28 protein-coding genes are annotated in these 26,129 nt (G+C 66.9%); 16 read left to right on the forward strand and 12 right to left on the reverse strand.

Annotated features, from left to right (window positions below):
• Nucleotides 1–92 precede the first annotated feature (92 nt).
• Nucleotides 93–470, forward strand: coding sequence for a BA14K family protein (locus tag shn_RS21390; RefSeq protein ID WP_064332199.1), 378 nt, complete (start codon nt 93–95; stop codon nt 468–470).
• A gap of 51 nt (nt 471–521) precedes the next feature.
• Here shn_RS21390 and shn_RS21395 read toward each other — a convergent pair whose 3' ends face one another.
• Nucleotides 522–818 carry a SelT/SelW/SelH family protein gene (locus shn_RS21395; RefSeq protein WP_064332200.1) on the reverse strand — a complete coding sequence of 99 codons (297 nt, stop codon included), beginning with the start codon at nt 816–818 and terminating at the stop codon, nt 522–524.
• Between the two features lie 179 nt (nt 819–997).
• On the opposite strand from shn_RS21395, the gene shn_RS21400 reads away from it, so the two are divergent.
• On the forward strand, nt 998–1,447 hold the full coding sequence (locus tag shn_RS21400; RefSeq protein ID WP_064332201.1) for a DoxX family protein: 450 nt from the start codon (nt 998–1,000) through the stop codon (nt 1,445–1,447).
• On the opposite strand, the gene shn_RS21405 is transcribed toward shn_RS21400, so the two are convergent.
• Nucleotides 1,438–1,833, reverse strand: a complete 396-nt coding sequence (locus tag shn_RS21405) for a response regulator transcription factor (RefSeq protein WP_145925977.1) — start codon at nt 1,831–1,833, stop codon at nt 1,438–1,440. The two genes, shn_RS21400 and shn_RS21405, sit on opposite strands and share 10 nt — an antisense overlap.
• Before the next feature lie 186 nt (nt 1,834–2,019).
• Between shn_RS21405 and shn_RS21410 the strand changes: the two genes are divergently transcribed.
• A complete protein-coding gene (locus tag shn_RS21410) occupies nt 2,020–2,781 on the forward strand; it encodes a Crp/Fnr family transcriptional regulator (protein WP_064332733.1) in 762 nt (253 codons plus the stop codon).
• Between the two features lie 60 nt (nt 2,782–2,841).
• Here the strand turns inward: shn_RS21410 and pyrC are convergent, their stop codons facing one another.
• From pyrC to shn_RS21435, 5 genes are all read right to left on the reverse strand, one after another.
• Nucleotides 2,842–3,882, reverse strand: coding sequence for a dihydroorotase (pyrC, locus tag shn_RS21415; protein WP_064332203.1), 1,041 nt, complete (start codon nt 3,880–3,882; stop codon nt 2,842–2,844).
• Nucleotides 3,883–3,997: 115 nt separating this feature from the next.
• Nucleotides 3,998–4,621 (reverse strand): nucleoside triphosphate hydrolase, encoded by a 624-nt coding sequence (locus shn_RS21420; RefSeq protein WP_064332204.1) that lies wholly within the window; start codon nt 4,619–4,621, stop codon nt 3,998–4,000.
• The gene (locus shn_RS21425; RefSeq protein WP_064332205.1) at nt 4,618–5,397 is read right to left on the reverse strand and encodes an ATP-binding cassette domain-containing protein; all 780 of its coding nucleotides are present in this window, start codon (nt 5,395–5,397) and stop codon (nt 4,618–4,620) included. The genes shn_RS21420 and shn_RS21425 overlap by 4 nt, the downstream gene beginning before the upstream one ends.
• Nucleotides 5,397–6,497, reverse strand: a complete 1,101-nt coding sequence (locus shn_RS21430; RefSeq protein ID WP_064332206.1) for an ABC transporter permease — start codon at nt 6,495–6,497, stop codon at nt 5,397–5,399. The genes shn_RS21425 and shn_RS21430 overlap by 1 nt, the downstream gene beginning before the upstream one ends.
• Nucleotides 6,498–6,757: 260 nt before the next feature.
• Nucleotides 6,758–7,783, reverse strand: a complete 1,026-nt coding sequence (locus tag shn_RS21435; protein ID WP_064332207.1) for a sugar ABC transporter substrate-binding protein — start codon at nt 7,781–7,783, stop codon at nt 6,758–6,760.
• Nucleotides 7,784–8,069: 286 nt separating this feature from the next.
• On the opposite strand from shn_RS21435, the gene shn_RS21440 reads away from it, so the two are divergent.
• The 4 genes from shn_RS21440 (at nt 8,070) to shn_RS21450 (ending at nt 10,853) form a co-directional block, all read left to right on the forward strand.
• On the forward strand, nt 8,070–9,299 hold the full coding sequence (locus shn_RS21440; RefSeq protein WP_064332208.1) for an ROK family transcriptional regulator: 1,230 nt from the start codon (nt 8,070–8,072) through the stop codon (nt 9,297–9,299).
• The gene (locus tag shn_RS21445; protein ID WP_064332209.1) at nt 9,300–9,728 is read left to right on the forward strand and encodes an RbsD/FucU family protein; all 429 of its coding nucleotides are present in this window, start codon (nt 9,300–9,302) and stop codon (nt 9,726–9,728) included.
• A gap of 96 nt (nt 9,729–9,824) precedes the next feature.
• Nucleotides 9,825–10,001, forward strand: a complete 177-nt coding sequence (locus tag shn_RS36495) for a hypothetical protein (RefSeq protein WP_162853016.1) — start codon at nt 9,825–9,827, stop codon at nt 9,999–10,001.
• A 126-nt stretch (nt 10,002–10,127) separates the two neighbouring features.
• Complete coding sequence (locus shn_RS21450; RefSeq protein WP_064332210.1) at nt 10,128–10,853, forward strand: type 1 glutamine amidotransferase; 726 nt, start codon at nt 10,128–10,130, stop codon at nt 10,851–10,853.
• A 13-nt stretch (nt 10,854–10,866) separates the two neighbouring features.
• Here shn_RS21450 and shn_RS21455 read toward each other — a convergent pair whose 3' ends face one another.
• Nucleotides 10,867–12,297 carry a PLP-dependent aminotransferase family protein gene (locus shn_RS21455; RefSeq protein ID WP_064332211.1) on the reverse strand — a complete coding sequence of 477 codons (1,431 nt, stop codon included), beginning with the start codon at nt 12,295–12,297 and terminating at the stop codon, nt 10,867–10,869.
• Between the two features lie 42 nt (nt 12,298–12,339).
• On the opposite strand from shn_RS21455, the gene shn_RS21460 reads away from it, so the two are divergent.
• Nucleotides 12,340–13,056, forward strand: a complete 717-nt coding sequence (locus shn_RS21460; RefSeq protein WP_064332212.1) for a pyridoxamine 5'-phosphate oxidase family protein — start codon at nt 12,340–12,342, stop codon at nt 13,054–13,056.
• 842 nt (nt 13,057–13,898) lie between these two features.
• On the opposite strand, the gene lepA is transcribed toward shn_RS21460, so the two are convergent.
• The gene (gene lepA, locus shn_RS21465; protein WP_064332213.1) at nt 13,899–15,731 is read right to left on the reverse strand and encodes a translation elongation factor 4; all 1,833 of its coding nucleotides are present in this window, start codon (nt 15,729–15,731) and stop codon (nt 13,899–13,901) included.
• A 61-nt stretch (nt 15,732–15,792) separates the two neighbouring features.
• Nucleotides 15,793–17,043, reverse strand: coding sequence for an MFS transporter (locus shn_RS21470; protein WP_064332214.1), 1,251 nt, complete (start codon nt 17,041–17,043; stop codon nt 15,793–15,795).
• 134 nt (nt 17,044–17,177) lie between these two features.
• Between shn_RS21470 and shn_RS21475 the strand changes: the two genes are divergently transcribed.
• Together shn_RS21475 and shn_RS21480 are read left to right on the forward strand one after the other, a co-directional pair.
• Nucleotides 17,178–17,762 carry a helix-turn-helix domain-containing protein gene (locus shn_RS21475; protein ID WP_371328576.1) on the forward strand — a complete coding sequence of 195 codons (585 nt, stop codon included), beginning with the start codon at nt 17,178–17,180 and terminating at the stop codon, nt 17,760–17,762.
• A gap of 14 nt (nt 17,763–17,776) precedes the next feature.
• Complete coding sequence (locus shn_RS21480) at nt 17,777–18,313, forward strand: GNAT family N-acetyltransferase (protein WP_064332215.1); 537 nt, start codon at nt 17,777–17,779, stop codon at nt 18,311–18,313.
• A 67-nt stretch (nt 18,314–18,380) separates the two neighbouring features.
• On the opposite strand, the gene shn_RS21485 is transcribed toward shn_RS21480, so the two are convergent.
• Together shn_RS21485 and shn_RS21490 are read right to left on the reverse strand one after the other, a co-directional pair.
• Nucleotides 18,381–18,998 (reverse strand): transglutaminase-like cysteine peptidase, encoded by a 618-nt coding sequence (locus shn_RS21485; protein ID WP_064332216.1) that lies wholly within the window; start codon nt 18,996–18,998, stop codon nt 18,381–18,383.
• A 108-nt stretch (nt 18,999–19,106) separates the two neighbouring features.
• Nucleotides 19,107–19,925, reverse strand: coding sequence for a carboxylesterase (locus tag shn_RS21490; protein ID WP_064332217.1), 819 nt, complete (start codon nt 19,923–19,925; stop codon nt 19,107–19,109).
• A gap of 229 nt (nt 19,926–20,154) precedes the next feature.
• Here shn_RS21490 and infC point away from each other — a divergent pair, with 229 nt between their 5' ends.
• The 6 genes from infC to pheT all read left to right on the forward strand — a co-directional run bounded on the left by infC (nt 20,155) and on the right by pheT (nt 26,045).
• Nucleotides 20,155–20,691, forward strand: a complete 537-nt coding sequence (gene infC, locus shn_RS21495) for a translation initiation factor IF-3 (RefSeq protein ID WP_084438355.1) — start codon at nt 20,155–20,157, stop codon at nt 20,689–20,691.
• A 218-nt stretch (nt 20,692–20,909) separates the two neighbouring features.
• Nucleotides 20,910–21,113 (forward strand): 50S ribosomal protein L35, encoded by a 204-nt coding sequence (gene rpmI, locus shn_RS21500; protein ID WP_024270153.1) that lies wholly within the window; start codon nt 20,910–20,912, stop codon nt 21,111–21,113.
• A 39-nt stretch (nt 21,114–21,152) separates the two neighbouring features.
• On the forward strand, nt 21,153–21,557 hold the full coding sequence (gene rplT / locus shn_RS21505; RefSeq protein ID WP_064332218.1) for a 50S ribosomal protein L20: 405 nt from the start codon (nt 21,153–21,155) through the stop codon (nt 21,555–21,557).
• Between the two features lie 100 nt (nt 21,558–21,657).
• The gene (locus tag shn_RS21510; RefSeq protein WP_064332219.1) at nt 21,658–22,521 is read left to right on the forward strand and encodes a hypothetical protein; all 864 of its coding nucleotides are present in this window, start codon (nt 21,658–21,660) and stop codon (nt 22,519–22,521) included.
• Nucleotides 22,514–23,596: a phenylalanine--tRNA ligase subunit alpha gene (gene pheS, locus shn_RS21515; RefSeq protein WP_064332220.1), complete on the forward strand. Its 1,083-nt coding sequence runs from the start codon at nt 22,514–22,516 to the stop codon at nt 23,594–23,596. The genes shn_RS21510 and pheS overlap by 8 nt, the downstream gene beginning before the upstream one ends.
• Nucleotides 23,597–23,618: 22 nt before the next feature.
• The gene (gene pheT / locus shn_RS21520) at nt 23,619–26,045 is read left to right on the forward strand and encodes a phenylalanine--tRNA ligase subunit beta (RefSeq protein WP_064332221.1); all 2,427 of its coding nucleotides are present in this window, start codon (nt 23,619–23,621) and stop codon (nt 26,043–26,045) included.
• Nucleotides 26,046–26,129: the final 84 nt, after the last annotated feature.

Consider the following 26,129-nt stretch of genomic DNA (forward strand, 5'->3'; position numbering starts at 1 on the left):
GAACGGTGCGACATGAATAAAACAAAATGCGTGAACGTAATGCAAAGCAGGGACGTGACAGGGAAAAATCCCGCCAGAACAGTGAGGATCACATGTCGAAGATTCAAAATCTCGTTTTCGGTTGCGTGATGGGGATTGCCTCCGCGATCGCGCCCATGGGGGCGGCCCAGGCCGTCCCGCTCGCCGTGCCGGATATGAAGGTAGACACGAAAAGCGACGTCACCAAGGCGCAGGTGCAGTTCTGCTATGGCTACGGCTGCGACCGCCGTTACTATCGCCGCCACTATCGCCCGAACTACAGCTATGAGCGTCGCTACTATCGCCCGCGCTACGAGCGGCCGCGCTACTATGGCGGGAACCGGTCGCATGTGAACTGGTGCGCCAACCGGTACCGCACCTACGACCCCTACACCAACCGCTACCATGCCGGCGGCGGCGTCTATCGCCTGTGCTATTCGCCCTATCGCTAGGCACGGCCGCGATCCCAGGCGGACGGCGGGCTTCGGCCCGCCGTTCCCGTTTCAGCCCTGGTCGGCGACGCGGTCCGTGTGGCCGAGGTCCCGGCCCGGCTCGATGATGTCGCGCACGCGCTGCTTCAGCTCCTTCGGCCCGGGAAAGCCGCCATCGCGCTTGCGCTCCCAGACCAGCGCCTCGCCGACGCGGATCTCGAAATTGCCGCCGGTACCGGGAATGAGCGCCACCTCGCCGAGCCCGTCGGAAAAGGTTGAAAGCAGCTCCTGCGCCATCCAGCCGGCGCGCAGCAGCCAGTTGCACTGGGTACAGTAGAGAATCGAAACGCGCGGCTTTTCCCCGGACATGGTCACCTCCTGGTCGATGGCGAAAGCATATAGCAGCGGCGCCCTCTTGGCACGCGCCCGCTCGCGGTCCTCTCACAGAATTGTCAACTCAATTCATCATGTTTTGTTGGCGGACATCTTGTCGCAGCCGGATTCCTGAAGGAGACGTGGTGCACTGCAACATCCTCACAGGAGATCCCATGACAGAGCTTGCCACCCATCGCCCCCGCCTCATCATTCCCTCGCTCGGCGGCCTCTATGCGGCGCTCGGTGAAAGCGCGGAAACGATCCTGCGCGTCGCCGCCGGCCTGCTGCTCGTGACGCACGGCTACGGCAAGATCCTCAACCCCTTCGGCGCCGCCGGCATGGTGGAAAGCCTCGGCTTCTATCCCGGCGCCTTCTGGTCGCCGCTGCTCGCCGCCACCGAATTCTTCGGCGGCATCCTGATCGCCATCGGCCTCTTCACGCGCCCCGCCGCCTTTGCGGCGATGATCGTTCTTGCCGTCACCGTCTACTTCCACGGCATCGTGCAGGCCGAGGGCCTGATGGGCGCGGAGAAGTCCATCCTGTGGACGCTGATCATGTTCTACTTCGTGATCCGCGGGGCCAACGGCCATTCGGTCGACGCCAAGCTTGGCCGTCAGTTCTGATCCGTTTCCGGCGGTTGCGGCCTCGGCCGCAACCGCGCCTTGACGCGTGCGACGAGCGTCTCGGCGTCATGCGGCTTCATGACGACGGGAATGACCTCGAAACCCTCGACGCCGTCGCGATGGATGTCGCCGACGGTGGTGAAGAGAAGCGGCACGCCCTTTTCCACCAGCCGTTCGATCTGCGGCGTGATCTGCGTGGCATCGAGCGGCACGTCGAGCAGGCAGAGGTCGATATCGGCCAGCGCGGCCGTGTCCCACTGGGCGAGCTGTTCGGGCCGCACCAGGGTCGTCCGGCAAGGCAGTGCCGCCTTGATCAGATATTCCGCGTCGAGCGCAATCAGGAACTCGCGTTCGGCGATCAGGATGTGCGGAAGTGAATGGCTCATGGCGCCGGACTCCTTGTCCATATGGAGCCGCCGGGAGGGGCGATTCAGGAGGCGGACTGTGGGCCTGCACCCCGGGAGTGTCATTTAAAAAAGACATAGTGCCGGTGCGATGGAACAACGGCGCATGCGCGACGTTTTGCGCCTCAGCCCACGGGGATGGGCAGGATCAAAACCGGCGGGGGCATGATGGCGGGTGGTGCGGCGGTCAATCAGCAATCCAAATGGCGCACGCCCTGTCAGCAATGTCCCCTGCGCAGCCTTTCGACCTTCCGGGATTTTTCGGCAAGGGAGCTGGACTTCGTCTCGCAGTTCAAGAGCGGCGAGCTCTCCAGCGAACGCGGCGCGACGATCCTCGTCGAGGGCATGCACAGCGCCCATCTCTTCACCGTGCTGTCGGGCTGGGCCTTCCGCTACAAGCTGCTGCCCGACGGGCGCCGGCAGATCATGAACTATCTTATGCCCGGCGATCTCATCGGCCTTCAGGGAAGCCTGATGGGCGAGATGGACCATTCCGTCGAGGCGCTGACGCCGGTCACGCTCTGCGTCTTCGAGCGCTCGAAGCTGGAGCGGCTGTTCGAGCGTCATGCCTCGCTGGCCTACGACCTCACCTGGATCGCCGCGCACGAGGAGCGCATCCTCGACGAACACCTGCTCAGCGTCGGCCGGCGCTCGGCGCTGGAGCGCACGGCCTATCTGCTCTCCTTCATCCACCAGCGCGCCCATTCGGCGGGCGTCAATGGCGGGCGGCGGGTCATTCCGATCACCCAGCAGCATGTCGCCGATACGCTCGGCCTCTCGCTCGTGCACACCAACAAGACGCTGCGCAAGCTCGCCGACCGTGGGCTGATGCGCTGGCAGGACAAGGGCTGCGAAATCCTCGATAGCGACGGTCTTCTGGCGCTGGCCGGCTGGGAGGGGCTGAAGAAGCAGCCCCGTCCTTTCATCTGACCCTTCCTGCCCGCGCAGGTCCCGGCAGGCAAGACCGCCGTGCACGTTCGCTGGAATGGCTCAGGCGACGTCCCAGTGCAGCGGGAACATCGGGTCGAACACCGTCACCGGCCCCGCGCCCGTCTCGATCTTCGCCGGGAAGGCGACGGGTTCCGCCCGCCTGACGAGGCGGATCGTTTCTTCGTTGGCCGGCAGGCCATACCAGGCGGGTCCGTTCAGCGAGGCGAAGGCCTCGAGCCGGGTGAGCGCGCCTTCCTCCTCGAAGACATGGGCAAGGCAGCTCATCGTGTTGATCGAGGTGTAGATGCCGGCGCAGCCGCAGGCGCATTCCTTCAGCGGATCGACATGCGGTGCCGAATCGGTGCCGAGGAAGAAACGCCCGTCGCCCGAGGTGGCGGCGGCGCGCAGCGCCAGCCGGTGCTCCTCGCGCTTGGCGACGGGCAGGCAATAGTAGTGTGGCTTGATGCCGCCGACGAGGATGGCGTTGCGGTTGATGATCAGGTGATGCGTGGTGATCGAGCCGGCGAGATTGGCCTTCGACGCCTTGATGTAGTCGACGCCGTTCTTCGTCGTCACATGCTCCATGGTGACGCGCAGTTCCGGCAGGCGCTGGCGCAAGGGGTCGAGCACGGTCTCGATGAACACGGCCTCGCGGTCGAAGATGTCGACGTCCGGCGTCGTCACCTCGCCATGGACGCAGAGCGTCAGGCCGATCTTCGCCATGCGCTCCAGCACGGGCATCGCCTTGTCCATGTCGCGCACGCCGCCATGGGAATTGGTCGTCGCGCCGGCCGGGTAGAGCTTGACGGCGCGGATCAGGCCGCTTTCATAGCCGGCTTCGACGTCGTCGGGGTCGGTATGCTCGGTGAGGTAGAGCGTCATCAGCGGCTCGAACCGGTCGCCCTTGGGCAGGGCGGCGAGGATGCGGTCGCGATAGGCGGCGGCGTCCGTGGTGGTCACGACCGGCGGCACGAGGTTTGGCATGATGATCGCGCGGGCGAAATGCCGGCTGGTGTCGCCGATCACGCCTTCGAGCATCGCCCCGTCGCGCAGGTGCAGGTGCCAGTCGTCCGGCCGGCGGATGGTGAGTTCTGTGGTCATCGGCGTTGCTCCCGCCCTTGGCTTTGCGGCAATCCCGGATGCAAAACGCTCAGGCATTCTTGCCGGAATTGCTCCGCGGCTGCGATAGCATCCGCGGGGCGCAACGACAATCGTTTCAGAAGATGTCGATGGTGAGGTCCGCGGGGCGGGAATTCTCCAGGATGCGCTTTCCGTTCGGCAGGTCGTTGCCGTAGAGCTTGCGCTGGATCTCGTCTTCCGGCAGCCCATAGCCGAGCCAGCGCCGGCGCAGCCGCTCCTCCAGCACCGCATAGGGCGGGCCGACGAAGATGGTGACGTCGAATTTCCCTTCGAGCCGGTCCCAGGGCGCGTCCTTCAGCAGCAGGTAGTTGCCTTCCGCGAGGATGAAGCGCGTATCGGCCGGGATGGCACGGGCCGCGTTGATGGCGATCTCGCGCGATCGATCGAAGACCGGGACGAGGACTTCGTCCTGTGCCCTTTTCAGGGCCTCGACGATGTCGATGAAGCCGCGGGCGTCGAAGGTTTCGGGTGCACCCTTGCGCGGCAGGAGGCCGCGTTCGGCGAGAATGCCGTTGTCCATGTGAAAGCCGTCCATCGGCAGGATTTCCGCCGTCTCGCCGCGGGCGAGAAGCCTTTCCCTGACGGCTTCGACCAGCGTCGACTTGCCGGCGCCCGGAGGGCCGGCAATGCCGAGCAAGACGCGGCGCGCGTTTTGCGCGCGCCGCAGAAGATCGTCCACGATTGTTTCGACCGTTGTCATGCCGCGACGGCCTCGGCGGGCAGTTTCGCGCCGGTCATGAAGGCGACGGCGTCGGACATGGTGTAGTCCTTCGGGTTGATGACCGTCAGCCGCCGGCCGAGCCGGTGGATGTGGATGCGGTCCGCCACCTCGAAGACATGCGGCATGTTGTGCGAGATCAGCACGATCGGAATGCCGCGCCGGCGCACGTCGAGGATGAGTTCCAGGACGCGCCGGCTCTCCTTGACGCCGAGCGCCGCCGTCGGCTCGTCGAGGATGATCACTTTCGAACCGAAGGCGGCAGCCCGCGCCACGGCGACCCCCTGGCGCTGGCCGCCGGACAAGGTCTCCACCGCCTGGTTGATGTTCTGGATCGTCATCAGCCCGAGTTCGGAGAGCTTGTCGCGGGCGAACTTCTCCATCGCCGTGCGGTCGAGCTTGCGGAACCACTGGCCCATGACGCCGGGCTTCCTGATCTCGCGGCCGAGGAACATGTTGTCGGCGATCGAGAGGGCAGGCGAGAGCGCGAGGTTCTGGTAGACGGTCTCGATGCCGGCGCTGCGCGCCTCGATCGGCGAGCGGAAATGCACCGGCTGGCCTTCCAGGCGGATTTCGCCCTCGTCCGGCGTGATGGCGCCGGAGATCGCCTTGATCATCGAGGACTTGCCCGCGCCGTTGTCGCCGATCACGGCGAGGATCTCGCCGGGATAGAGGTCGAAGTCCGCTTGGTCGAGGGCGGTGACGCGGCCGTAGCGCTTGACGAGACCGCGGGCGGTGAGAATGGGTTCGAGAGCCATCAGCCTGCTACCTTTCTGATCCACTGGTCGATTGCGACGGCCGAGATGATGAGGACGCCGATCAGGAGATAGGTCCATTGCGGGTCCGTGCCGATGAGGCGAAGACCGAGCGAGAAGACGCCGACGATCAGCGCCCCGAAGATCATGCCGAGGATCGAGCCGCGCCCGCCGAACAGCGAGAGGCCGCCGATCACCACGGCGGTGATCGATTCGATGTTGGCGAACTGCCCCGCCGTCGGCGAGACCGAGCCGATGCGGCCGATGAGCGCCCAGCCGGCGAGCGCGCAGATGAGGCCGGACAGCGTGTAGACCGAGACCAGCATGCGCTTGACGTTGACGCCGGCCAGCTCCGCCGCGTCCGGATCGTCGCCGACCGCATAGACATGGCGGCCCCAGGCGGTGTGGTTCAGCACGTACCAGAGCAGCGCCACCAGCAGCACCATGGCGATGACGCCGTAGGTGAAGACCGCGCCGCCGAAGCGGATGTTGTTGCCGAAGAACTGCAGGAGCGGGGCCTGCGCGGAGATGTCCTGCGAGCGGATGGTCTCGTTGGCCGAATAGAGGAAGTTCGAGGCGAGGATGATCTGCCACATGCCGAGCGTGACGATGAAGGGCGGCAGCTTCATGCGGGCGACGAGCAGGCCGTTGATATAGCCGCAGAACGCGCCGCAGGCGAGGCCGCACAGGACGGCGAGCGACGGCGGCAGGCCGTAGCGGAAGGTGAACTGGCCCATCACGACGGACGAGAGCACCATGATCGCACCGACCGACAGGTCGATGCCGGCCGTCAGGATGACCAGCGTCTGCGCCGCGCCGACGATGCCGACGATAGCCACCTGCTGGAGGATGAGCGTCATCGTGAAGGCGGAGAAGAACTTTCCGCCGAGGATGATGCCGAATACCGCCACCGAGAGCACGAGCACGATCAGCGGCACCGCGGAGGGGCTGCCGTGCAGGAAATGCTGGAATTTCTGGACGGGCGTCTTGTCGTGCGTATCGAAGGAGGCGACCTGGGTCGCGCTGCCGGACAGCACCTTCTCGAATTCCTGCGAGGGTTGCGAGGGCTGGGCGCCCTGCGAGACCGTCGATGTCTCACTCATGATCTTTTCCTCCCCTTCCGGCGCCGACCGTCGCGGCTGACCGGATGAAATGGTGCATGGACGCATCGCTGGGGCGCCTTGCGCACCTGCCGCCATCTGCGGGCGGTCTCCTCCCCGGGCGGTGCCGGCTTTCGCCGCAGCCTGGGGATGAAAGGTGCCCATGTCTTGTTGCGAATGTCAAAGCAGGGCCGGTCTTCGCCGCGACCCGATCCGCGTCCAAAGCGGAAAGCCGGCCCGGTCAAGCCGGGCCGGCGGGGGCATCAGCCCCAGCACTTGTCCTTGCCGGCCTTGGTGTCGATGGACTCGACGCCGTCTGCCGGCTTGTCCGTCACGAGCGTCACGCCCGTGTCGAAGAAGTCCTTGCCTTCGGTGGCCTTCGGCTTCTCGCCGCTGTCGGCGAAGGTCTTGATGGCCTCGATGCCGAGGGCGGCCATCATCAGCGGGTACTGCTGCGAGGTGGCGCCGATGACGCCGTCCGCGACGTTCTGCACGCCCGGGCAACCGCCGTCGACGGAAACGATCAGCACGTCGCCTTCCTTGCCGACGGCCTTCAGCGCTTCATAGGCGCCGGCAGCGGCCGGTTCGTTGATCGTGTGCACGACGTTGATGGACGGATCCTTCTGGAGAAGGTTCTCCATGGCGGTGCGGCCGCCCTCCTCGTTGCCGTTGGTCACGTCGTGGCCGACGATGCGGGCATCGTCCTCGTCGCCGATCTTGGAAATGTCCTTCACGTCGATGCCGAAGCCCTTCATGAAGCCCTGGTTGCGCAGCACGTCGACCGAAGGCTGCGAGGGCGTCAGGTTGAGGAAGGCGATCTTGGCGTCCTTGGCGGCATCGCCGAGCGACGCGGCGGCCCACTTGCCGATCAGCTCGCCGGCGAGCAGGTTGTCGGTGGCGAAGGTCATGTCGGCGCTGTCGAGCGGCTCCAGCGGCGTGTCGAGCGCGATGACGAGCAGGCCCGCATCCCGCGCCTTCTGCACGGAGGGAACGATGCCCTTCGTGTCGGACGCGGCGATCAGGATGCCCTTCGCGCCGTCGGCGATGCAGGTCTCGATCGCGGCGACCTGGCTTTCCGAATCGCCGTCGATCTTGCCGGCATAGGCCTTCAGCGTCACGCCGAGTTCCTTGGCCTTCGCTTCGGCGCCTTCCTTCATCTTGACGAAGAAGGGGTTGGTGTCGGTCTTGGTGATCAGGCAGGCGGTGGTGTCGGCGGCGGCGGCCGGCGTGGAAAAGGCGACGCCGAGTGCAAGCGCGCCGAGAGCGGCGGAAATGATGGTTTTCTTCATGGTATCCTCCCAAGGACGAAACGGGATACGCCCCTCTCCTGGGGCGATCCGGTCGCAGGGCGGCGGGCAGGTCCTCTGCCGGCCGATCCTTGCTTCCGTCTTCAAGAGAACACCAAAAGAAATGCCTGTCAATAAATAAATCGAATTGAATTATTAATTCGATGTGGCATGCTGCAGGGAAAGAACGGGCGAAAGCCCCGCTGCGCGTTTCCGGTGGAAGAGCGGATCGCCAGCCGATAAGAGGACCGGAAGGGCGCGGGCGCCCGGTCCGGCACGGGAGGAGACGATGATCAGAAAGGACGCGACGGCACATGCCGTGCCGGCCGAAATCCTCGATCCGAGCGGGGGCGCGAACCAGGTGCGCGTCCGGGCCTATAACGAACGCCTGGTCATGTCGCTGGTGCGCCGGCACGGTAGCCTGTCGAAGGCCGAGATCGCCCGGCGCAGCGGCCTTTCCGCCCAGACCGTCACCGTCATCATGCGCGCGCTGGAGGCGGAGGGGCTTTTGATGCGCGGCGAGCCGATGCGCGGCAAGGTCGGCCAGCCCTCCGTGCCCATGCGGCTCAATCCCGATGCGGTCTATTCCTTCGGCCTGAAGATCGGCCGCCGCAGCGCCGATCTCGTCATGATGGATTTCGTCGGCGGCATCCGCCGCCGGGCGCGCCGCACCTATCCCTATCCCATGCCCGGCCCGCTGCTTTCCTTCGTCGAGGAGGGCCTGGCCGAGCTGGAAGCCGCGATCACGCCGGAGGAGCGCGCCCGCATCGCCGGCTTCGGCGTCGCCGCCCCCTTCGAACTGTGGAGCTGGGCGAGCGAAGTGGGCGCACCGCAGGCCGACATGGACCAGTGGCGCGGCGTCGACCTGGAGGCGGAGATCGCAAGCCGCGTGCCTTACCCGGTCGCGCTCCAGAACGACGCGACGAGCGCCTGCGCGGCCGAGCTCGTCTTCGGCCTCGGCCCGCAATATCCCGATTTCCTCTATCTCTTCATCGGCTCCTTCATCGGCGGCGGCGTGGTGCTGAATTCGGCGCTCTTCACCGGCCGCACCGGCACGGCGGGCGCCATCGGCCCCCTGCCCGTGCAGGGCCGCGACGGCGAGACGGTGCAGCTCCTGAAGATCGCCTCGATCTACCGCCTGGAGAACCTGCTGCGCGAGCACGGCATCGATCCGAAGCCGCTCTGGTATTCGCCGGACGGATGGATCGATTTCGGCGCGCCGCTCGCGATCTGGATCGAGGACATGGCCGCCGCGCTCGCCCAGGCCGTCGTCGCCTCCGCCTCCGTCATCGACTTCTCCGCCGTCATCATCGACGGCGGCTTTCCCGCCTGGGTGCGCGAGCGCGTGGTCGCGGCGACGCAGGCCGCCGTCGCCCGCCTCGACCTCCAGGGCGTCACCCTGCCCGAGATCGTCGAGGGCGCGGTCGGCAGCGCCGCACGCTCGATCGGCGGGGCCAGCCTGCCGCTCTTCTCCCGCTATCTTCCGGACCAGAACGTCCTCTTCAAGGAGCTTGCCTGAATGCTGAAAGGTCTCGACCCCATCCTGGGCCCGGAACTGCTCGCGACGCTGCGCGCCATGGGCCACGGCGACGAGATCGCCCTCGTCGACGGCAACTATCCGGGCGTCGAGCATGCCCGCCGCCTCATCCGCCTCGACGGCGTGCCGCTCGTCCCCGTGCTGAATGCCGTGCTCTCGGTGCTGCCGATCGACGATTTCGTCGAGGAGGCGATCTTCCGCTCCACCTTCCGCCAGGAGCGCGACACGCTGGAGCCCGTGCACCGCGAGATCATCGACTGCTGCGCCCGCCATGCGCCGGATCGCGCGGTCGTGCCGCTCGTCGGCGCCGATTTCTACGGCCGCGTGCGCGCCGCCCATACGCTGGTGCAGACCAGCGAGCCGCGGCTCTATGCCAATGTCATCCTGCGCAAGGGCGTCATCTATCCCTGACCCTGTTTCCCGCGGAACAGCGCGGGGCGGGGGGATGTGAGACCTTCTGATCACCGGATGAGAGAGGCTCATCCCCAACCGATCAGGAGAGACCCCATGCGCAAGATCATCGTTTCCGCCACCGTCGCCCTCGTTGCCGCCGTTTCCTTCGCCGCCCCCTCGCAGGCCGGCTCCTACAGCTACGGTTACGAGCCCGCCTGCTTCATCAAGAAGGTCAAGGCCTACGACTATTACGGCAACGTCGTCATCAAGAAGATCCGCGTCTGCCATTGATCCCTCTTCTTCGTCGATCCTCCCCGCCTTGCCCGGCTCGAAAGAGCCGGGTTCTTTCTGTTTGGCCCTTGAATGAAGGGGAGGGCCGTGTTTGTCTCGCGTCATATCGAAGAACGGGAGTATCGCATGCGCGTGCTGGTGGTGGAAAACGACAGGGTGACCTTGCTGGGGCAGATCGGCATCGCTCTTGACGAGGCGGGCGCCGAGATCGACCTGTGCCGCCCCCATGCCGGCGACATCATCCCGGCGGATGACGCGGCCCACGATGCCATCGTCGTCATGGGCGGCCCGCAGAACGCCCGCGACGACGAGCGCCACGGCTACCTGCCGGCGCTCGCCGCGCTGATGCGCCGCTTTGGCGATGCGGACAAGTCGGTGCTCGGCGTCTGCCTCGGCAGCCAGCTTCTCGCCCGGGCCTATGGCGCGGAGAACCTGATCGGCGCGGCGCCGGAATTCGGCTGGTGCACGGTGGCGCTGACGACGGACGGCGCCGGCGATCCGGTCCTGTCGGCGGCGGCCGGCGCGTTCCCGATCTTCCAGTGGCACAGCGACACGTTCACGCTGCCGGACAAGGCCGTGCGCCTGGCCACCAATGGTGCCGCCGAGAACCAGGCCTTCCGCATCGGCCGCGCCACCTACGGCACCCAGTTCCATTTCGAGGCGAGCCGCGCGGTGGTGGACGGCTGGGCGGAGACCTTCCCGCAGCTCATCGAGACGCTCCAGCCCGGCTGGCTCGCACGGCGCGCCGCCCTGGCCGACGAGAACGGCCCGCGCGCCGACGCCACGGGCCTTGCCATCGCGCGGGCCTGGGTGGCGACGATCGCCGCCGCCGCAACCCGCCGGGTCGCCTGAAGCGGATACGGCCTTAGAACCCGGACAGCGCCGCCGCGAATCGCGATGCGGCGGCCTTGAGGATTTCCGGGGCGAAGCCGGAAAAGCCGATGACCAGGCCCTGCCGCGGCGGATTGGTGACGGCCATGGCCGAGAGCGCCCGCACGCCGAGCCCGGCGCGCGCGGCAATCTCCACCGCATCCGTATCGGCAAGCGCGGCCGGCAGGCCGGCGACGAGGTGCAGGCCCTGGTCCGGCACGCCGACCGAAAGCGCGCCGGTCGTCGAGAGCCCGGCCACCAGCGCGTCGCGTGCCGCCTGCGCCTGCCGCCGGGCGCGGCGCAGATGCGCGGCGAAGTGGCCCTCGCGGATGAGGTCGGTGAGGGCGGCCTCGGCCAGCGTCGGCGGGCTGCGGTCGCTGCGGCCGCGCAGCGCCACGACCGCGTCGAGCAGCGGATCGGGAATGACGGCATAACCGAGCCTGAGGCCCGGGAAGAGCACCTTGGAGAAGGTGCCGAGATAGATCACGCGCCCGCTGTCATCCATGCCCTGCATGGCGGCGAGCGGCGGCCCGGCGAAGCGGAACTCGCTGTCATAGTCGTCCTCGATGATCCAGCCGCCGGTCTCCCGCGCCCAGTCGATCAGGGCGAGCCGCCGGCGCATGCTCATGGTCACGCCGAGCGGGAACTGGTGCGACGGCGTGACATAGACGGCGCGGGCGCCCGGTGCCGCCAGGGCGATATCCGCCCCCTCGCCGTCGACGGCAAGGCCGCAGAGCGCCAGGCCGTTGCCGGAAAAGGCCGCCCGGGCGCTCGGATAGCACGGGTCCTCGATCATCACCCGGTCGCCCGGCGCCAGCGCGCTGCGGATGACGAGGTCGATGCCCTGCTGCGTGCCCGTCGTGATGACGATCGAGCGCGCCGCGCAGCGCACGCCGCGCGCCTGCCGGAGATAGGCGGCGACCGCCTGGCGCAGCGCTTCGCCGCCGCGCGGATCGCCATAGTGGAAGTGCTCCGGGCCCGGCCGGGCGAGATGGCGCGCCAGCAGCGTGCGGAACTGTTTCAGCGTGCGTGCGTCGGCCATGGCGACGCCGAGCGTGCCGGGCAGCGGCATTGTCGGGGCGCTCTTCTCCCGCTCGACCGGTTCCGTCGGCTTCAGCGTCGGCACCCGGTCGGCAACGAAGGTGCCGGCCCCGGTGCGGGCGACCGCGAAGCCCTCGGCGATCAGCGTCTCGAAGGCGGCGACCACGCTGCCGCGCGAGGTCTTCAGCCGCTGCGCGAGGTCCCGCGTCGGCGGCAGCTTGCTGCCGGGTGGAATGTCGCCCGCCTCGATCAGCCGCCGCAGTTCGCGGTAGAGCGCCGGCGTGCGCCGGCCCGCCGCCGGGAGAACGGGAACGAGCGAGGACCAGTCCGGCAGAATGGTCCGGATTTTTTGCTCGGAATTGGTGCTTTTTCGATCCAATGCCATGGCGCACCATGGCGGCCTCTCCTTTGAAAGGCAAGCCCGCAGATGAGCACCGAGACCGCCGCCTATCCCGTCACCCCGCGCAACCGCGTCAAGCGCATGCACGAGCGCGGCAGCTACGACCGCGAAAGCGTCCATGCCATTCTCGACGCCGCCATGCTCTGTCACGTCGCCTATGTCATCGACGGCCAGCCCTATGCGACGCCCACCCTCTTCTGGCGCAGGGGCGATACGCTCTACTGGCACGGTTCCTCCGCCAGCCGCATGCTGCGGCACCTGAAGGCCGGCACGCCCGCCTGCCTCACCGTCGCCCATCTCGACGGGCTGGTGCTCGCCCGCTCCGGCTTCAACCATTCGGCCAATTACCGCTCCGCCATGTGCTTCGGCACGGCGCGGCTCGTCGAGGACCCGGCGGAGAAGATCGAGGCGATGCGCGACGTCGTCGACCGCTTCTATCCGGGCCGCAGCGCGCTGCTGCGCCCCATCACGCCGCAGGAGGCCAAGGCGACGACGATCGTCGCCATGCCGATCGACGAGGCGGCGGCCAAGGTGCGCGCCAAGGGCGTCGGCGACGACGAGGCGGATTTCGCCCTGCCGATCTGGGCCGGCGTCATCCCCGTCACCACCGTGCTCGGCCCCGCCGAGACCTGTCACCGGCTGGTGCCTGGCGTGGAGAAACCCGAAACGCTGGCGATCTTCCCCGAGGGCGGCCGGCTGGACGCCGCGCTGCGGACGGGACAGCAGCGCTACGAGGATGCCTGAAGTCCATGCGCCATGGTCCACGCGGCGGATTTCGCCCGTGGGGTTGTCAAAGAGCATCGGACGGGGCGCTGGAAGCTGCCTCATCTGAAAAATTGTATCTGCGGCACCTTTCAGCGCCCCGTTCGGCGGTTTTTGCCCGCGACTGCGGTCCCTCTGCAAGGGCCGGGGCCGTGGATGCCTGTCGCCGGTTTCCGGGATGGGCGGCTCCGTTTTGGCATCCGCAATCGCGCGCCATGGCGATTGCGGACGGAAAGGCGCTCTCGCACCCTTCCCGGAGAGGCTTCACCCCGGCGGACGATGCCGACGCATCCGCCGGACCCGGCCCCCTTGTGTGCCGCACAGGCACGCCCGGCGCGCCGTCCGGGGCATGAAACGGCAGGGTCGGTCCGACGCCCCGCCGCTTCCCCCGTGTCGCCGGAGGGAGACCATTTTCCGCAGGCCCTTGCGGTGCGGGCTCACGTCCTTCCCCCGCCACAAGCGCCGGCCCCGCCTCACTGCCACGCCTGGCAGCGTATCCGTGGCGGGACGGGAGGATTGTAGGCACGGAATTGGTGGGCGGGGAAATTGGGCGTGTTTTTCGGGGAGGAGAGGGCGTGCCGTGCGGATGGATCCTCGGGTCAAGCCCGAGGATGACGACAGAAGGGAAGGGGGCGGGCTAAGGCAGCGGTTCCGCATGCCGTACCGTTCAATGGGGTCCCGGGCTTTTCCTCCCCTCCGTCATCCTCGGGCTTGACCCGAGGATCCACCCGCACGGCACGCCCTCTCCTCCAATCGCCAGAAAGCCCCGGATGCGGGGGCATCCGGGGCTTTCGTGTTCTGTCACGGGGCGGTGGCGCCGGCCTTTATTCGTCGCCCATCTTGAGCGCGGCGATGAAGGCTTCCTGCGGGATCTCCACCTTGCCGAACTGGCGCATGCGCTTCTTGCCGGCCTTCTGCTTTTCGAGCAGCTTGCGCTTGCGGGTGGCGTCGCCCCCGTAGCACTTGGCGGTCACGTCCTTGCGCAGCGCCGAGATGGTCTCGCGGGCGATCACGTTGCCGCCGATGGCGGCCTGGATCGGGATCTTGAACATGTGCTTCGGGATCAGCTCCTTGAGCTTCTCGCACATTTCGCGGCCGCGCTTTTCGGCGGCCATGCGGTGCACCATCATGGAGAGCGCGTCGACCGGCTCGCCGTTGACGAGGATCGACATCTTCACCAGGTTGCCTTCCTTGTGGTCGGTGATCTGGTAGTCGAAGGAGGCATAACCCTTGGAGATCGACTTCAGGCGGTCGTAGAAGTCGAAGACGACCTCGTTGAGCGGCAGGTCGTAGGTGAGCATGGCGCGCGTGCCGACATAGGTCAGCTCGATCTGGATGCCGCGGCGGTCCTGGCAGAGCTTCAGGATGCCGCCGAGATAGTCGTCCGGCGTCAGGATGGTCGCGCGGATCCACGGCTCGTGGATTTCCGAGATCTTCACGACGTCGGGCATGTCGGCCGGGTTGTGCAGCTCGCGCTCGGAACCGTCGGTCATGAAGAGCTTGTAGACGACCGAGGGGGCCGTCGCGATGAGGTCGAGGTCGAACTCGCGCTCCAGGCGCTCCTGGATGATCTCGAGGTGCAGCAGGCCGAGGAAGCCGCAGCGGAAGCCGAAGCCGAGCGCGGCGGAGCTTTCCATTTCGAAGGAGAACGAGGCGTCGTTGAGGCGCAGCTTGCCCATCGCCGAGCGCAGGTCCTCGAAATCGGCGGCATCGACCGGGAAGAGGCCGCAGAACACCACCGGCTGGGCCGGCTTGAAGCCCGGCAGGGCCTTTGCCGTCGGGCGCTTGTCCTCGGTGATCGTGTCGCCGACGCGGGTATCGGCCACTTCCTTGATCGAGGCGGTGATGAAGCCGATCTCGCCCGGGCCGAGGGAATCCATCGCCACCATCTTCGGCGTCAGCACGCCGACGCGCTCGATCGTGTATTTCGCGTCCGTGCCCATCATGCGGATGGTCTGGCCCTTGCTGATGCGGCCTTCGATGACGCGCACGAGAACCATGACGCCGAGATAGGTGTCGTACCAGCTATCGACGAGCAGCGCCTTCAGCGGGGCCTTCTCGCCGCCTTCGCTCTTCGGCGCGGGCAGGCGCTGGACGATGGCTTCGAGCACGTCCGGAATGCCGAGGCCGGTCTTGGCCGAGATCAGCACGGCGTCGGAGGCATCGATGCCGATCACCTCCTCGATCTGCTCCTTGATGCGGTCGGGCTCGGCGGCCGGCAGGTCGATCTTGTTGAGCACCGTCACGAGCTCGTGGTTGTTGTCGATCGCCTGGTAGACATTGGCGAGCGTCTGGGCCTCCACGCCCTGGGACGCGTCGACGACGAGCAGCGAACCCTCGCAGGCCGACAGCGAGCGCGAGACCTCGTAGGCGAAGTCGACATGGCCGGGCGTGTCGATGAGGTTCAGCACATAGGTCTCGCCGTCCTTGGCCTTGTAGTGCAGGCGCACGGTCTGGGCCTTGATGGTGATGCCGCGCTCGCGCTCGATATCCATGTTGTCGAGGACCTGTTCCGACATCTCGCGGTCGGCAAGGCCGCCGGTCGACTGGATCAGCCGGTCGGCGAGCGTCGACTTGCCGTGGTCGATATGGGCCACGATGGAGAAGTTGCGGATATGGTCGAGGGGCGTCGAAGTGTTGGTGCTCATGCGCGCCATATAGCAGCGGGGAAGATTCCCGCAAAGCGGTAAATGAAGGGTTTCGTGCGCGCGAACGCCGCTATTCCGGGGCTTTTTCGCCTTCGACGAGCGCGCCGGCATTCGGCACCTGGGCGCTTCGGATCTCGAAGGTCTCCCGCGCCTCCGGCGGCACCGTCTCGCGCAGCCGCAGCCGCTGGGCGACGAAGGCGGCATAGGCGAGCGCCACGGCCATGGCGGCATAGATGAAGGTCTTCGGGCCGAAGACGGGCGTCAGCGCCGTCACGGCCAGCGGAACCAGCGTCGCCGAGGTCGACCAGGCGACGAGCAGCGTCGAGGCGAGGGGCACGAAGTCCTCCGGGTCGGTCCGGTCGTTGGCATGGGCATTGGCGATCGAATAGACGCTCTCGACGGCGCCCGCCCAGAGCGCGAAGACGATCATGAGGATGACGAAGGCCTGGAAGGAGACGAAGAGGGCGACGACCGCGGTGCCCGCGATCAGCAGGCAGGTGGCGATCAGCACGATGCGCCGGTCGATGCGGTCGGAGAGCGTGCCGAGCGGGTATTGCACGAAGATGAGGCCGAACTGCATGACGAACATCAGGAGCGCGACATCCGCCTGGCCGACCTTGTTGGTGGCGGCGTAGATCGGGGTAAAACCCTGCACCACCATGGAAAGGCCGCCGGCGGCCAGCACGCCGATCAGCGCGACCGGCGAATTGCGCCAGGCCATGGCGAAATCGACGCTGACCCGGGCGGGCGCCGGCGGGGTGGGCAGCTTCGTGAGGCCGATCGGCAGCAGCGCGATCGTGGTGACGAAGATGGTGACGAGCGGGGCGAGGTTGCCGTCCGCCGGCATGCGGCCGAACAGCCAGGCGCCGACGCCGAGCCCCAGCACATAGGCCATGTAGAAGAAGGACATGGCCTTGCCGCGCCAGCGGTTGTCGCTGGCATGGTTCAGCCAGCTCTGGGCGATGATGAAGTTCGCGTTGCCGGCCACGCCGTAGAGGCCGCGGGCGAGGATCCACAGGATCGGGTTGACGCCGAGCGCGACGAGGAAGGCGGCGATGATGACCAGCGCCAGCGAGCAGGAAAAGGCGCGGGCATGGCCGACGCGGCGGATGACCGGACCGGCGATGACGCAGCCGACCAGCCCGCCGAAGGCGATGGCCGTGACGGCCGCGCCCGGCGTCCAGGAGGGCGCACCGGCCTGCGACAGAACATAAGGCACATAGGCCAGCATGATGCCGTTGCCGATGGCGACGAAGGTCATCGAAACGACGATGGCGGTGATGGAAAAGAGCGAGGACGCCCGTTGTGCTTCACCCGTCATCCGCCCGCCCTCCGAATCTCGCTGCGGCACCTTATCCGGCGGGAGGATGTCGCATTGTCGCCGGAGCGGCATGGCCGGAAAATATTTTCGGGAAGGGTTTGCCCGTTGACTCCATTATGAGAGAGAATTATTCCATGATAATGGAAAAAGTGATCGACCCTCTGGAAAACGCCATCGGCGACCGGGTCCGGCTGCTGCGCGTGGCGCGCGGCCAGACGCTGGACGACCTTGCCGGGGCCTCCGGCGTCAGCCGGGCGATGATCTCGCGCATCGAGCGCGGCGAGGCGAGCCCGACGGCGCAACTGCTTTCGCGGCTCTGCGCGGCACTGGACCTGACGCTCTCCGCCTTCTTCGCCTTCTCTGATCAGGCGGGCGATCCCCTGTCGCGGCGCGAAGACCAGGTGGTCTGGCGGGATCCCGAGACGGGCTACCAGCGCCGCGCCGTCTCGGCGCCGAACACGGCCTCGCGCGTCGAGGTGATCGAGGTGACGTTTCCGCCGGGCGCGCGCATCGCCTATCCGCCGGAAACGGCCAAGGCGGGCATGACGCAGCATGTCTGGCTGTTCGCAGGCCGCCTGCGCATGACCCTTCGCGAGACGGTGCATGACCTGCGGCCCGGCGACTGCCTCTATATGAGCATCACCGAGGGCCATGTCTTCGAGAATCCCGGCGACGCGCCGGCGCATTATGCCGTGGTGCTGGACCGCGGCCGACCCTGAGCCATGAGGACGAGATGAGCGAGATCAGGCTGCTGGATGCCGACGAAACCCGGGCCCGGATGGGCGAACTGGCGGATGTGCTGGCCGATTGCGTGACCGGCGGGGCCTCCGTCGGCTTCATGGCGCCCTATGGGCCGGCCGATGCGCTGCCCTTCTGGCAGGACGTGGCGGCGGCGGTCGGCGAGGGGGCGACGCTGCTCTTTGCCGCCGAGCGGGCGGGGCGCATCGTCGGCACGGTGCAGGTCGGCATCCGCCAGATGCCGAACCAGCCGCACCGGGCGGACGTGAAGAAGCTGCTCGTCATGGAAAGCGAGCGCGGCCGCGGCATCGCCCGCGCGCTGATGGCCGTCGCCGAGGCGGAAGCCGCCCGGCGCGGCAAGACCGTGCTGGTGCTCGACACGGCCACCGGCAGCCCCGCCGAAACCGTCTACGAGCGCCTCGGCTGGCAGCGCGCCGGCGTCATCCCCGACTATGCGCTCTATCCGGACGGCCGCTTCTGCGCGACGACCTTCTTCTACAAGCGGATCGGCGAGGCGGCCCTGGCGGCGTGACGGCTGCGGAAAAGACAAAGGCCGCGGATCGCTCCGCGGCCCTCGCAGTCCCCCTGCGAAACGTGTCTTACTGGCCGACCGACGACACCATGACGGCATCGCCGTTTTCGATCGAGACCCAGCGGCCGGCGTGGAACGAGGCCTGGCGCTTCAGGTAGCGGTAGGGCGTTTCCGTCCAGAGCTTGACGTCGTTGTTGAGGTTGTCGAGGACGAAGTCGCCCTGCGTGGTGCGCAGCGTCAGCACGGCATGGCCTTCGCCGTCCGGCTTGCGCACGACGGTGATCAGCAGGTCGCCGGCGGCAAAGCCCTTCTCGATCAGCTTCTTGCGCTTGAGCAGCACGTAGTCCTCGCAGTCGCCCGCGCCGTCCGGATAGGACCAGACCTCGTCCTTGCCGTAGAGGTCCTTGTCGGTCATCGGCGTGACGGCACGGTTGATGCCGGCATTGATCTCGCGCACCACCGTCCAGCCGTATGCCGTCACCTTGGCGGCCGCCTGGCCGCGCACGCCGGCGCGGCACTCCGAAGCGTTGGTCTGACAGAATTCGTAATGGCCGATCGGCTGGGACGTGATGCCGCCGGTCTGCATGGTCAGTGCCGAAGCCGGCGCGGTGAAAGCCGAGGAAGAAGAGACGAGGAGGGCGAGAACCGCCGCAACCCCAGCCTTCGCACCAATCATTCGTGCCATGAAACGTCCCCTAATCGTTAACAAAGAGTTAACGGTCAGGTGGGGCCTTCGTCAATCATGAGAATTGGCGATGCGGGAATATGGTTAAAATGTGATCCGGCCGGGGCCTCATTGCCCGCGGGCGAGGGCTTCCGCCGCCTCGAGGATCTTGGCGATGTCCTGCGGGCGCGACAGGCGGTGGTCGCCGTCGCGGATCATGGTCAGCACCACGTCGTCGCCGGAAAGGTGCTCCATCAGGCGCACCGCATGGCCATAGGGCACGTCCGGGTCGGCCATGCCCTGCAGGATATGCACGGGGCAGCCGGTCTCGATCGCGCCGGTCAGCACGCGGTTGTCGCGGCCGTCCTCGATGAGCTTTTTCGTGTAGATGTTCGGGTCGGGGCCGTAGGGCGTCGGCTCCTCGAACTGGCCGCGCTCGGCCAGCGCCGTGCGCTCGGCCTCCGTCAGGTTCGGCTCGATCAGCTCCGAGGTGAAGTCCGGCGCCGGCGCGATGAGCACCACGCCGGCAATCTCGATGCCGCCGCGCCGGGCAAGCTCGGCGACGGCGCGCAGCGCGATCCACCCGCCCATCGAGGAGCCGACGAGCACGGCGCGGCGCGTGCCGAGCGTCCCTGCCGCGTGGTCGACCACCGCGAGCGCCTCCTCCAGCCAGCGCGAGATCGTGCCGTCGACGAAGGCGCCGCCCGAGGCGCCGTGGCCGGAATAGTCGAAGCGCACGCAGCCGGTGCCGAGGCGGGCGGCAAGCCCGGCCAGCTCCACCGCCTTGGTGCCGGTCATGTCGGAGCGGTAGCCGCCGAGCCAGACGAAATGGGCGAGCGTATTGCCGGCGGCGGGCGGCTGCAGCGAAAGCGCGATCCGCCGCGCATCGCCGCCTTCGCCGACGGTGATGAAATCCGCCCCGCTTCCATTGCCGTTCGTCGTCGCCATGCCTATCTCCTGTCCTGCGTCCCGGCCGCAAAACCGCCTGCCTGCCGGCTTTTTCCCGCAAGCTAGACCAGATTCGCGCGTGCAAGGACAGGTGGTGATTTTTTCCGCGCGGCATGCTATTGACTTCGCAAGCGCGATCAACACATTGCCGGAAAACGCCGCCAGGCGGGCAATCGGCCCGGTCGACGCAGATCCATACCTATCGAAACAGTTCGAGGAGAACACGACCATTCGCAGACCCTTTAAAGCGGAAGCCCCCGTCAAGGACGGCCCGCGCTCCAACAAGGAAATCCGGATTCCCCGGGTTCAGCTCATCGACGCCGAAGGCACCAACCACGGCATCGTTCCCACCGATCAGGCGCTCCGCATGGCCGAAGAAGCCGGCCTCGATCTCGTGGAGATTTCGCCGAACTCCGAACCGCCCGTCTGCAAGATCCTTGACCTGGGCAAGCTGAAATACGCCAACCAGAAGAAGGCGGCCGAAGCGCGCAAGAAGCAGAAGATCGTCGAGATCAAGGAAATCAAGATGCGCCCGAACATCGACACCCATGACTATGAGGTGAAGATGAAGGCGATGAACCGCTTCTTCGACGAAGGCGACAAGGTCAAGGTGACGCTGAAGTTCCGCGGCCGCGAAATGGCCCACCAGGAACTCGGCATGAAGCTGCTGATGCAGGTCAAGGAAGACACGCAGACCATCGCCAAGGTGGAAGCCGAGCCGAAGCTCGAAGGCCGCCAGATGATGATGGTGCTCGCCCCGCGGTGATCGCGACCCCATGACCACCGGATCGAAGCCGCCTTTCGGGGCGGCTTTTCCGTTTCTGCCCGCCGGATATTGCAATTCGCGGATTCCGGTTGCGCTTTTGGGGGACATCGGTTACAAGCCGCCGTCCGAACGGTCCGGCAGGGCATGCCGTGGCCGTTCTTTACGCTGGAGCCGTGCATCGTCACGCGGCTCGAATTCAAGAAGAATGGAGTAGCAAAATGCCCAAGATGAAGACGAAGTCGTCTGCCAAGAAGCGGTTCAAGATCACCGCGACCGGCAAGGTCGTCGCTGCCGCTGCCGGCAAGCGCCACGGCATGATCAAGCGTACCAACAAGTTCATTCGCGACGCGCGCGGCACCATGGTGCTGGCCGAGCCCGATGGCAAGAAGGTCATCAAGAACTACCTGCCGAACGGTCTCTGAGACTCGTCGAGCAATTTGATACGTTAAGGAGATCATGACATGGCACGTGTAAAACGCGGCGTAACCTCCCACGCCAAGCACAAGAAGACGCTGAAGGCAGCCAAGGGCTTCTACGGCCGCCGCAAGAACACCATCCGCGCCGCCAAGGCCGCGGTTGATCGTTCCAAGCAGTTCGCCTACCGCGACCGCAAGGTCAACAAGCGCAATTTCCGCGCGCTCTGGATCCAGCGCATCAACGCTGCCGTCCGCGAGCACGGCCTGACCTATGGCCGCTTCATCGACGGCCTCAACAAGGCCGGCATCGAAGTCGACCGCAAGGTTCTGTCCGACATGGCGATCCATGAGACCGCAGCGTTCGGCGCGCTCGTCGCAGCCGCCAAGAAGGCGCTGGAATACCTCAAGGACGCCGGCACGAAGAACGAGTTTGAAGCCGCCGTCAACTGACCGGCGCTTCCACAACCAAAACATCGTTTCGTTGTGAAACCCGCGCCGGGGAACCGGTGCGGGTTTTTGCTTATGGACCGGCCTTACCGAAGGACTGGAGATGGATGGCAGGCTGAACGATCTTTCCGCGATCCCGGACGCGACCCCCAAGGATATCGAGACGCTTCTCGCCGTCCTTGCCCGTGGTGCGCGCCGTATCGAGCGCGTGGAGATGTCGTTCGGCACCGTCTGGATCAAGCGTTACGGCACGGAGCGGCCCATCGTCTGGTCGCGCGCGCAAAACGCTCTCGCCCATCTGTTTCGCAAACCCTTCCTGCGGGCCTCGCCGCGGCTCGGCAGGACGGCGATGGTCGACCGCGAGGTGCGGCGGATCGCGGCCTTCGCGGCCGAGGGCCTGCCGGTGCCGACGGTGCTTTACCGCTCCGACAGCGCGCTCGTCCTGTCCGATGCCGGCCCGACGGTCAGCGCCCGGCTGAGGACGCTGAAGACGGCCGATCCGGCCGGCCACGAGGATCTGCTCGTCGCCTGCGCAGCCGAGCTCGGCGCCTTGCACGCAAGGAAGCTCTGCCACGGGCGTCCGCACCCGCGCGATCTCTTCCTTGAAGGCGGCCGGATCGGCTACATGGATTTCGAGGAGGAGCCGGAGGCGGCCATGCCGCTGCCCGCCGCCCAGGCGCGCGACCTCTGGCTCCTGTTTCTCCAGCTCGTGCCGAGCGCGCTGGAGGGCGAGACGACCGCCGGCCGGGCCCTGTCCGCCTGGCAGGAGAGCGCCCCCGGCGATGCGCTCTCCGAACTCTGTCTTCTCGTGGCGTTCCTCGCCAAGTTTTTATGGCTCACCCGATTGATCGGGCGCGTGCACATGGGTAGTGATCTGCGGCGCTTCCTCGCCGCAACCCGCTATCTGTCGCAGGTTCTCCTGGCCCCCCGCCCGGCCGATGCAAGCAAAGCAGGTAAAGATGACTGAACTCGATACACTGGAACATGGCCTCCTTTCCGCCGTTGCCGCGGCCTCCGACGAGGCGGCGATCGAAGCCGTGCGCCTCGGTGCGCTCGGCAAGAAGGGCTCCGTCTCCGAACTCCTGAAGACGCTCGGCACCATGTCGCCGGAAGAGCGCCAGACGCGCGGCGCGGCGATCAACGCGCTGAAGACCCGCGTCACCGACGCGATCACCGCGCGCAAGTCGGCGCTGCGCGACGCCGCCATCGAGGCGCGCCTTGCCGCCGAGACGGTGGATGTCAGCCTGCCGGTGCGCTCCTCGCCCGCCGAGCGCGGCCGCATCCATCCGATCAGCCAGATCGTCGACGAGATCACCGCGATCTTCGCCGACATGGGCTTCTCCATCGCCGAAGGTCCCGATATCGAGACGGACTACTACAATTTCACGGCGCTGAACTTCCCGGAAGGCCACCCGGCCCGCGAGATGCACGACACGTTCTTCTTCCCCGCGGATGAGAACGGCGAGCGCAAGGTGCTGCGCACGCACACCTCGCCCGTGCAGGTGCGCACCATGGAGGCGCAGAAGCCGCCGATCCGCATCATCATCCCGGGCAAGACCTACCGGCAGGATTCGGACGCCACCCATTCGCCGATGTTCCACCAGGTCGAGGGCCTCGTGGTCGACAGGACGGCGAATGTCGCCAACATGCGCTGGGTGCTGGAGGAGTTCTGCAAGGCCTTCTTCGAGGTCGACAGCGTCACCATGCGCTTCCGCCCGTCCTTCTTCCCCTTCACGGAGCCGTCCTTCGAGGTCGACATCCAGTGCGACCGCTCGGGCCCGATCGTCAAGTTCGGCGAGGGCACGGACTGGATGGAGATCCTCGGCTGCGGCATGGTGCACCCGAACGTGCTGCGCGCCGGCGGGCTCGATCCGGACGAATACCAGGGCTTTGCCTGGGGCATGGGCCTCGACCGCATCGCCATGCTGAAATACGGCATGCCTGACCTGCGCGACTTCTTCAACGCCGACGTCCGCTGGCTGAGCCACTACGGTTTCCGCCCGCTCGACATGCCGACCCTGTTCGGCGGCCTCAGCGCGTAACCGGCATCCAAGGAGAAAGATCATGAAATTCACCCTCTCCTGGCTGAAGGACCATCTCGACACCGACGCCACGCTCGAAGAGATCTGCGCGAAGTTGACGGCGATCGGCCTCGAAGTGGAGGATGTCGACGACAAGGCGGCCTTCAAGCCCTTCGTCATCGCGAAGGTCGTTTCGGCCGAGCAGCATCCGAACGCCGACAAGCTGCGCGTTCTGATGGTCGACACCGGCAAGGGCGATCCCATCCAGGTCGTCTGCGGCGCGCCGAACGCGCGCACCGGCCTTGTCGGCGCCTTCGCGGCGCCCGGCACCTATGTGCCCGGCATCGACGTGACGCTCGCCGTCGGCACCATCCGCGGCGTCGAGAGCCGCGGCATGATGTGCTCGGAAAAGGAGCTGCAGATCTCCGACGACCATGATGGCATCATCGACCTGCCGGCCGATGCGCCCGTGGGCACGAGCTATGCCGCCTATGCCGGCCTCGACGACCCGGTCATCGAGATCAACCTGACGCCGAACCGCCCGGACTGCACGAGCATTTTCGGCATTGCCCGCGATCTTGCGGCTGCCGGCCTCGGCACGCTCAAGGCCGCGAAGGCGCCGTCCTTCAAGGTCGAGGGCGAGACGCCGGTCAAGGTCAGGCTGGAACTCGGCGGTGACGATCACCTGTGCCCGGGTTTTGCGCTCCGGCTCGTGCGCGGCGTGAAGAACGGCCCGAGCCCGCGCTGGATGCAGCAGCGGCTTCTCGCCATCGGCCTTCGCCCGATCAACGCGCTCGTCGACATCACCAACTACATGACCTTCGACCAGGGCCGCCCGCTGCACGTCTTCGATGCGGCCAAGGTGAAGGGAAACCTCGTCGTGCGCCGCGCGGCGGAAGGCGAGACGGTGCTGGCGCTCGACACGCGCGAATACACGCTGAACCCGTCCAACGTCGTCATCGCAGACGATGACGGCGTCGAATCGATCGGCGGCATCATGGGCGGCGAGCATTCGGGCTGCGACGAGAACACCGTCGACGTGCTGATCGAATCGGCGCTCTGGGACCCGATGAACATCGCCAAGACCGGCCGCGCGCACGGCATCATCACCGATGCGCGCTACCGCTTCGAGCGCGGCGTCGACCCGCAATACATGGTGCCCGGCCTCGAACGCGCCACCGAGCTGGTGCTGGAGCTCTGCGGCGGCGTGGCCGCCAGGGCCGACGTCGTCGGCTACAAGGGCTTTTCGACCAAGATCGTCGATTTCCCCTTCTCCGAGGTCAAGCGCCTGACGGGCCTTGACGTCTCCCCGGAAGAGAGCGTGGACATCCTGACGCGCCTCGGCTTCACCGTCACGGGCGCGGGCGAGCGCGTCTCCGTCGCGGTGCCCTCCTGGCGTCCCGATGTCGAGGGCAAGGCGGATCTCGTGGAAGAGGTCATGCGCATCCACGGCGTCGACAATATCAAGCCGGCGCCGCTCGAAAGCCATGGTGCCGTCAACGGCCGCATCCTGACCACGCTGCAGATCCGCTCGCGCCTTGCCAAGCGCGCGCTCGCCGCGCGCGGCATGCTGGAGGCCGTCACCTGGTCCTTCATCCCGAAGGCCCATGCGGAGCTCTTCGGCGGCGGCGCAGCCTCGCTGGCGCTCTCCAACCCGATCGCGTCGGACATGTCGGACATGCGCCCCTCGCTGCTGCCGGGCCTCATCGCCGCCGCGCAGCGCAATGCCGACAAGGGGCATAGTGACGTCGCGCTCTTCGAGGTCTCCGGCACCTATGAGAACGACCGGCCCGAAGGGCAGCGCCGCGTCGCCGGCGGCGTGCGCCGCGGCACGGCCTCGCTCGCCGGTTCCGGCCGCCTCTGGTCGAACGCCGCCAAGGGCGGCGGCAAGCCGGTCGACGTCTATGACGCCAAGGCCGACGCGCTTGCCGTCATCGAGGCCTGCGGCCTGCCGATGGGCAATGTGCAGATCGAGCCCGGCGCGCCCGGCTGGTATCATCCGGGCCGGTCCGGCACGATCAAGATGGGGCCGAAGATCGTGCTCGGATATTTCGGCGAGTTCCATCCGAAGGCGCTCGGCGCGCTCGACGTCTCCGGCGCGCTCTGCGGCTTCGAGATCTTCGTCGACGCCATGCCGGACCCGAAGAGGAAGGCCACCCGCACCAAGCCGGCGCTCGACCTTTCGCCCTTCCAGGCCGTCAGGCGCGACTTCGCCTTCGTCGTCGACAAGACGGTGGAAGCGGGCGCCATCGTGCGCGCGGCGACGGGCGCCGACCGCAAGCTGATCGCCGCCGTCAATGTCTTCGACGTCTTCGAGGGCGCGTCGCTCGGCGAAGGCAAGAAGTCGGTCGCCATCGAGGTCGTCTTCCAGCCGACCGACAAGACGCTGACCGACGAGGATTTCGAGGCGCTCACCGCCAGGATCGTCGGCAATGTCGCCAAGACCACGGGCGGCACGCTGCGCGCCTGACCGGGACAGGAGCGGGGCGGCGACGCCCCGCTTGCCAGTTCATGAGCGTCGGTCGCATTTTGTGAACGGACCGTCGCCTGCCCG

The organism is Shinella sp. HZN7, assembly GCF_001652565.1.
Classification (GTDB): Bacteria; Pseudomonadota; Alphaproteobacteria; order Rhizobiales; family Rhizobiaceae; genus Shinella; species Shinella granuli.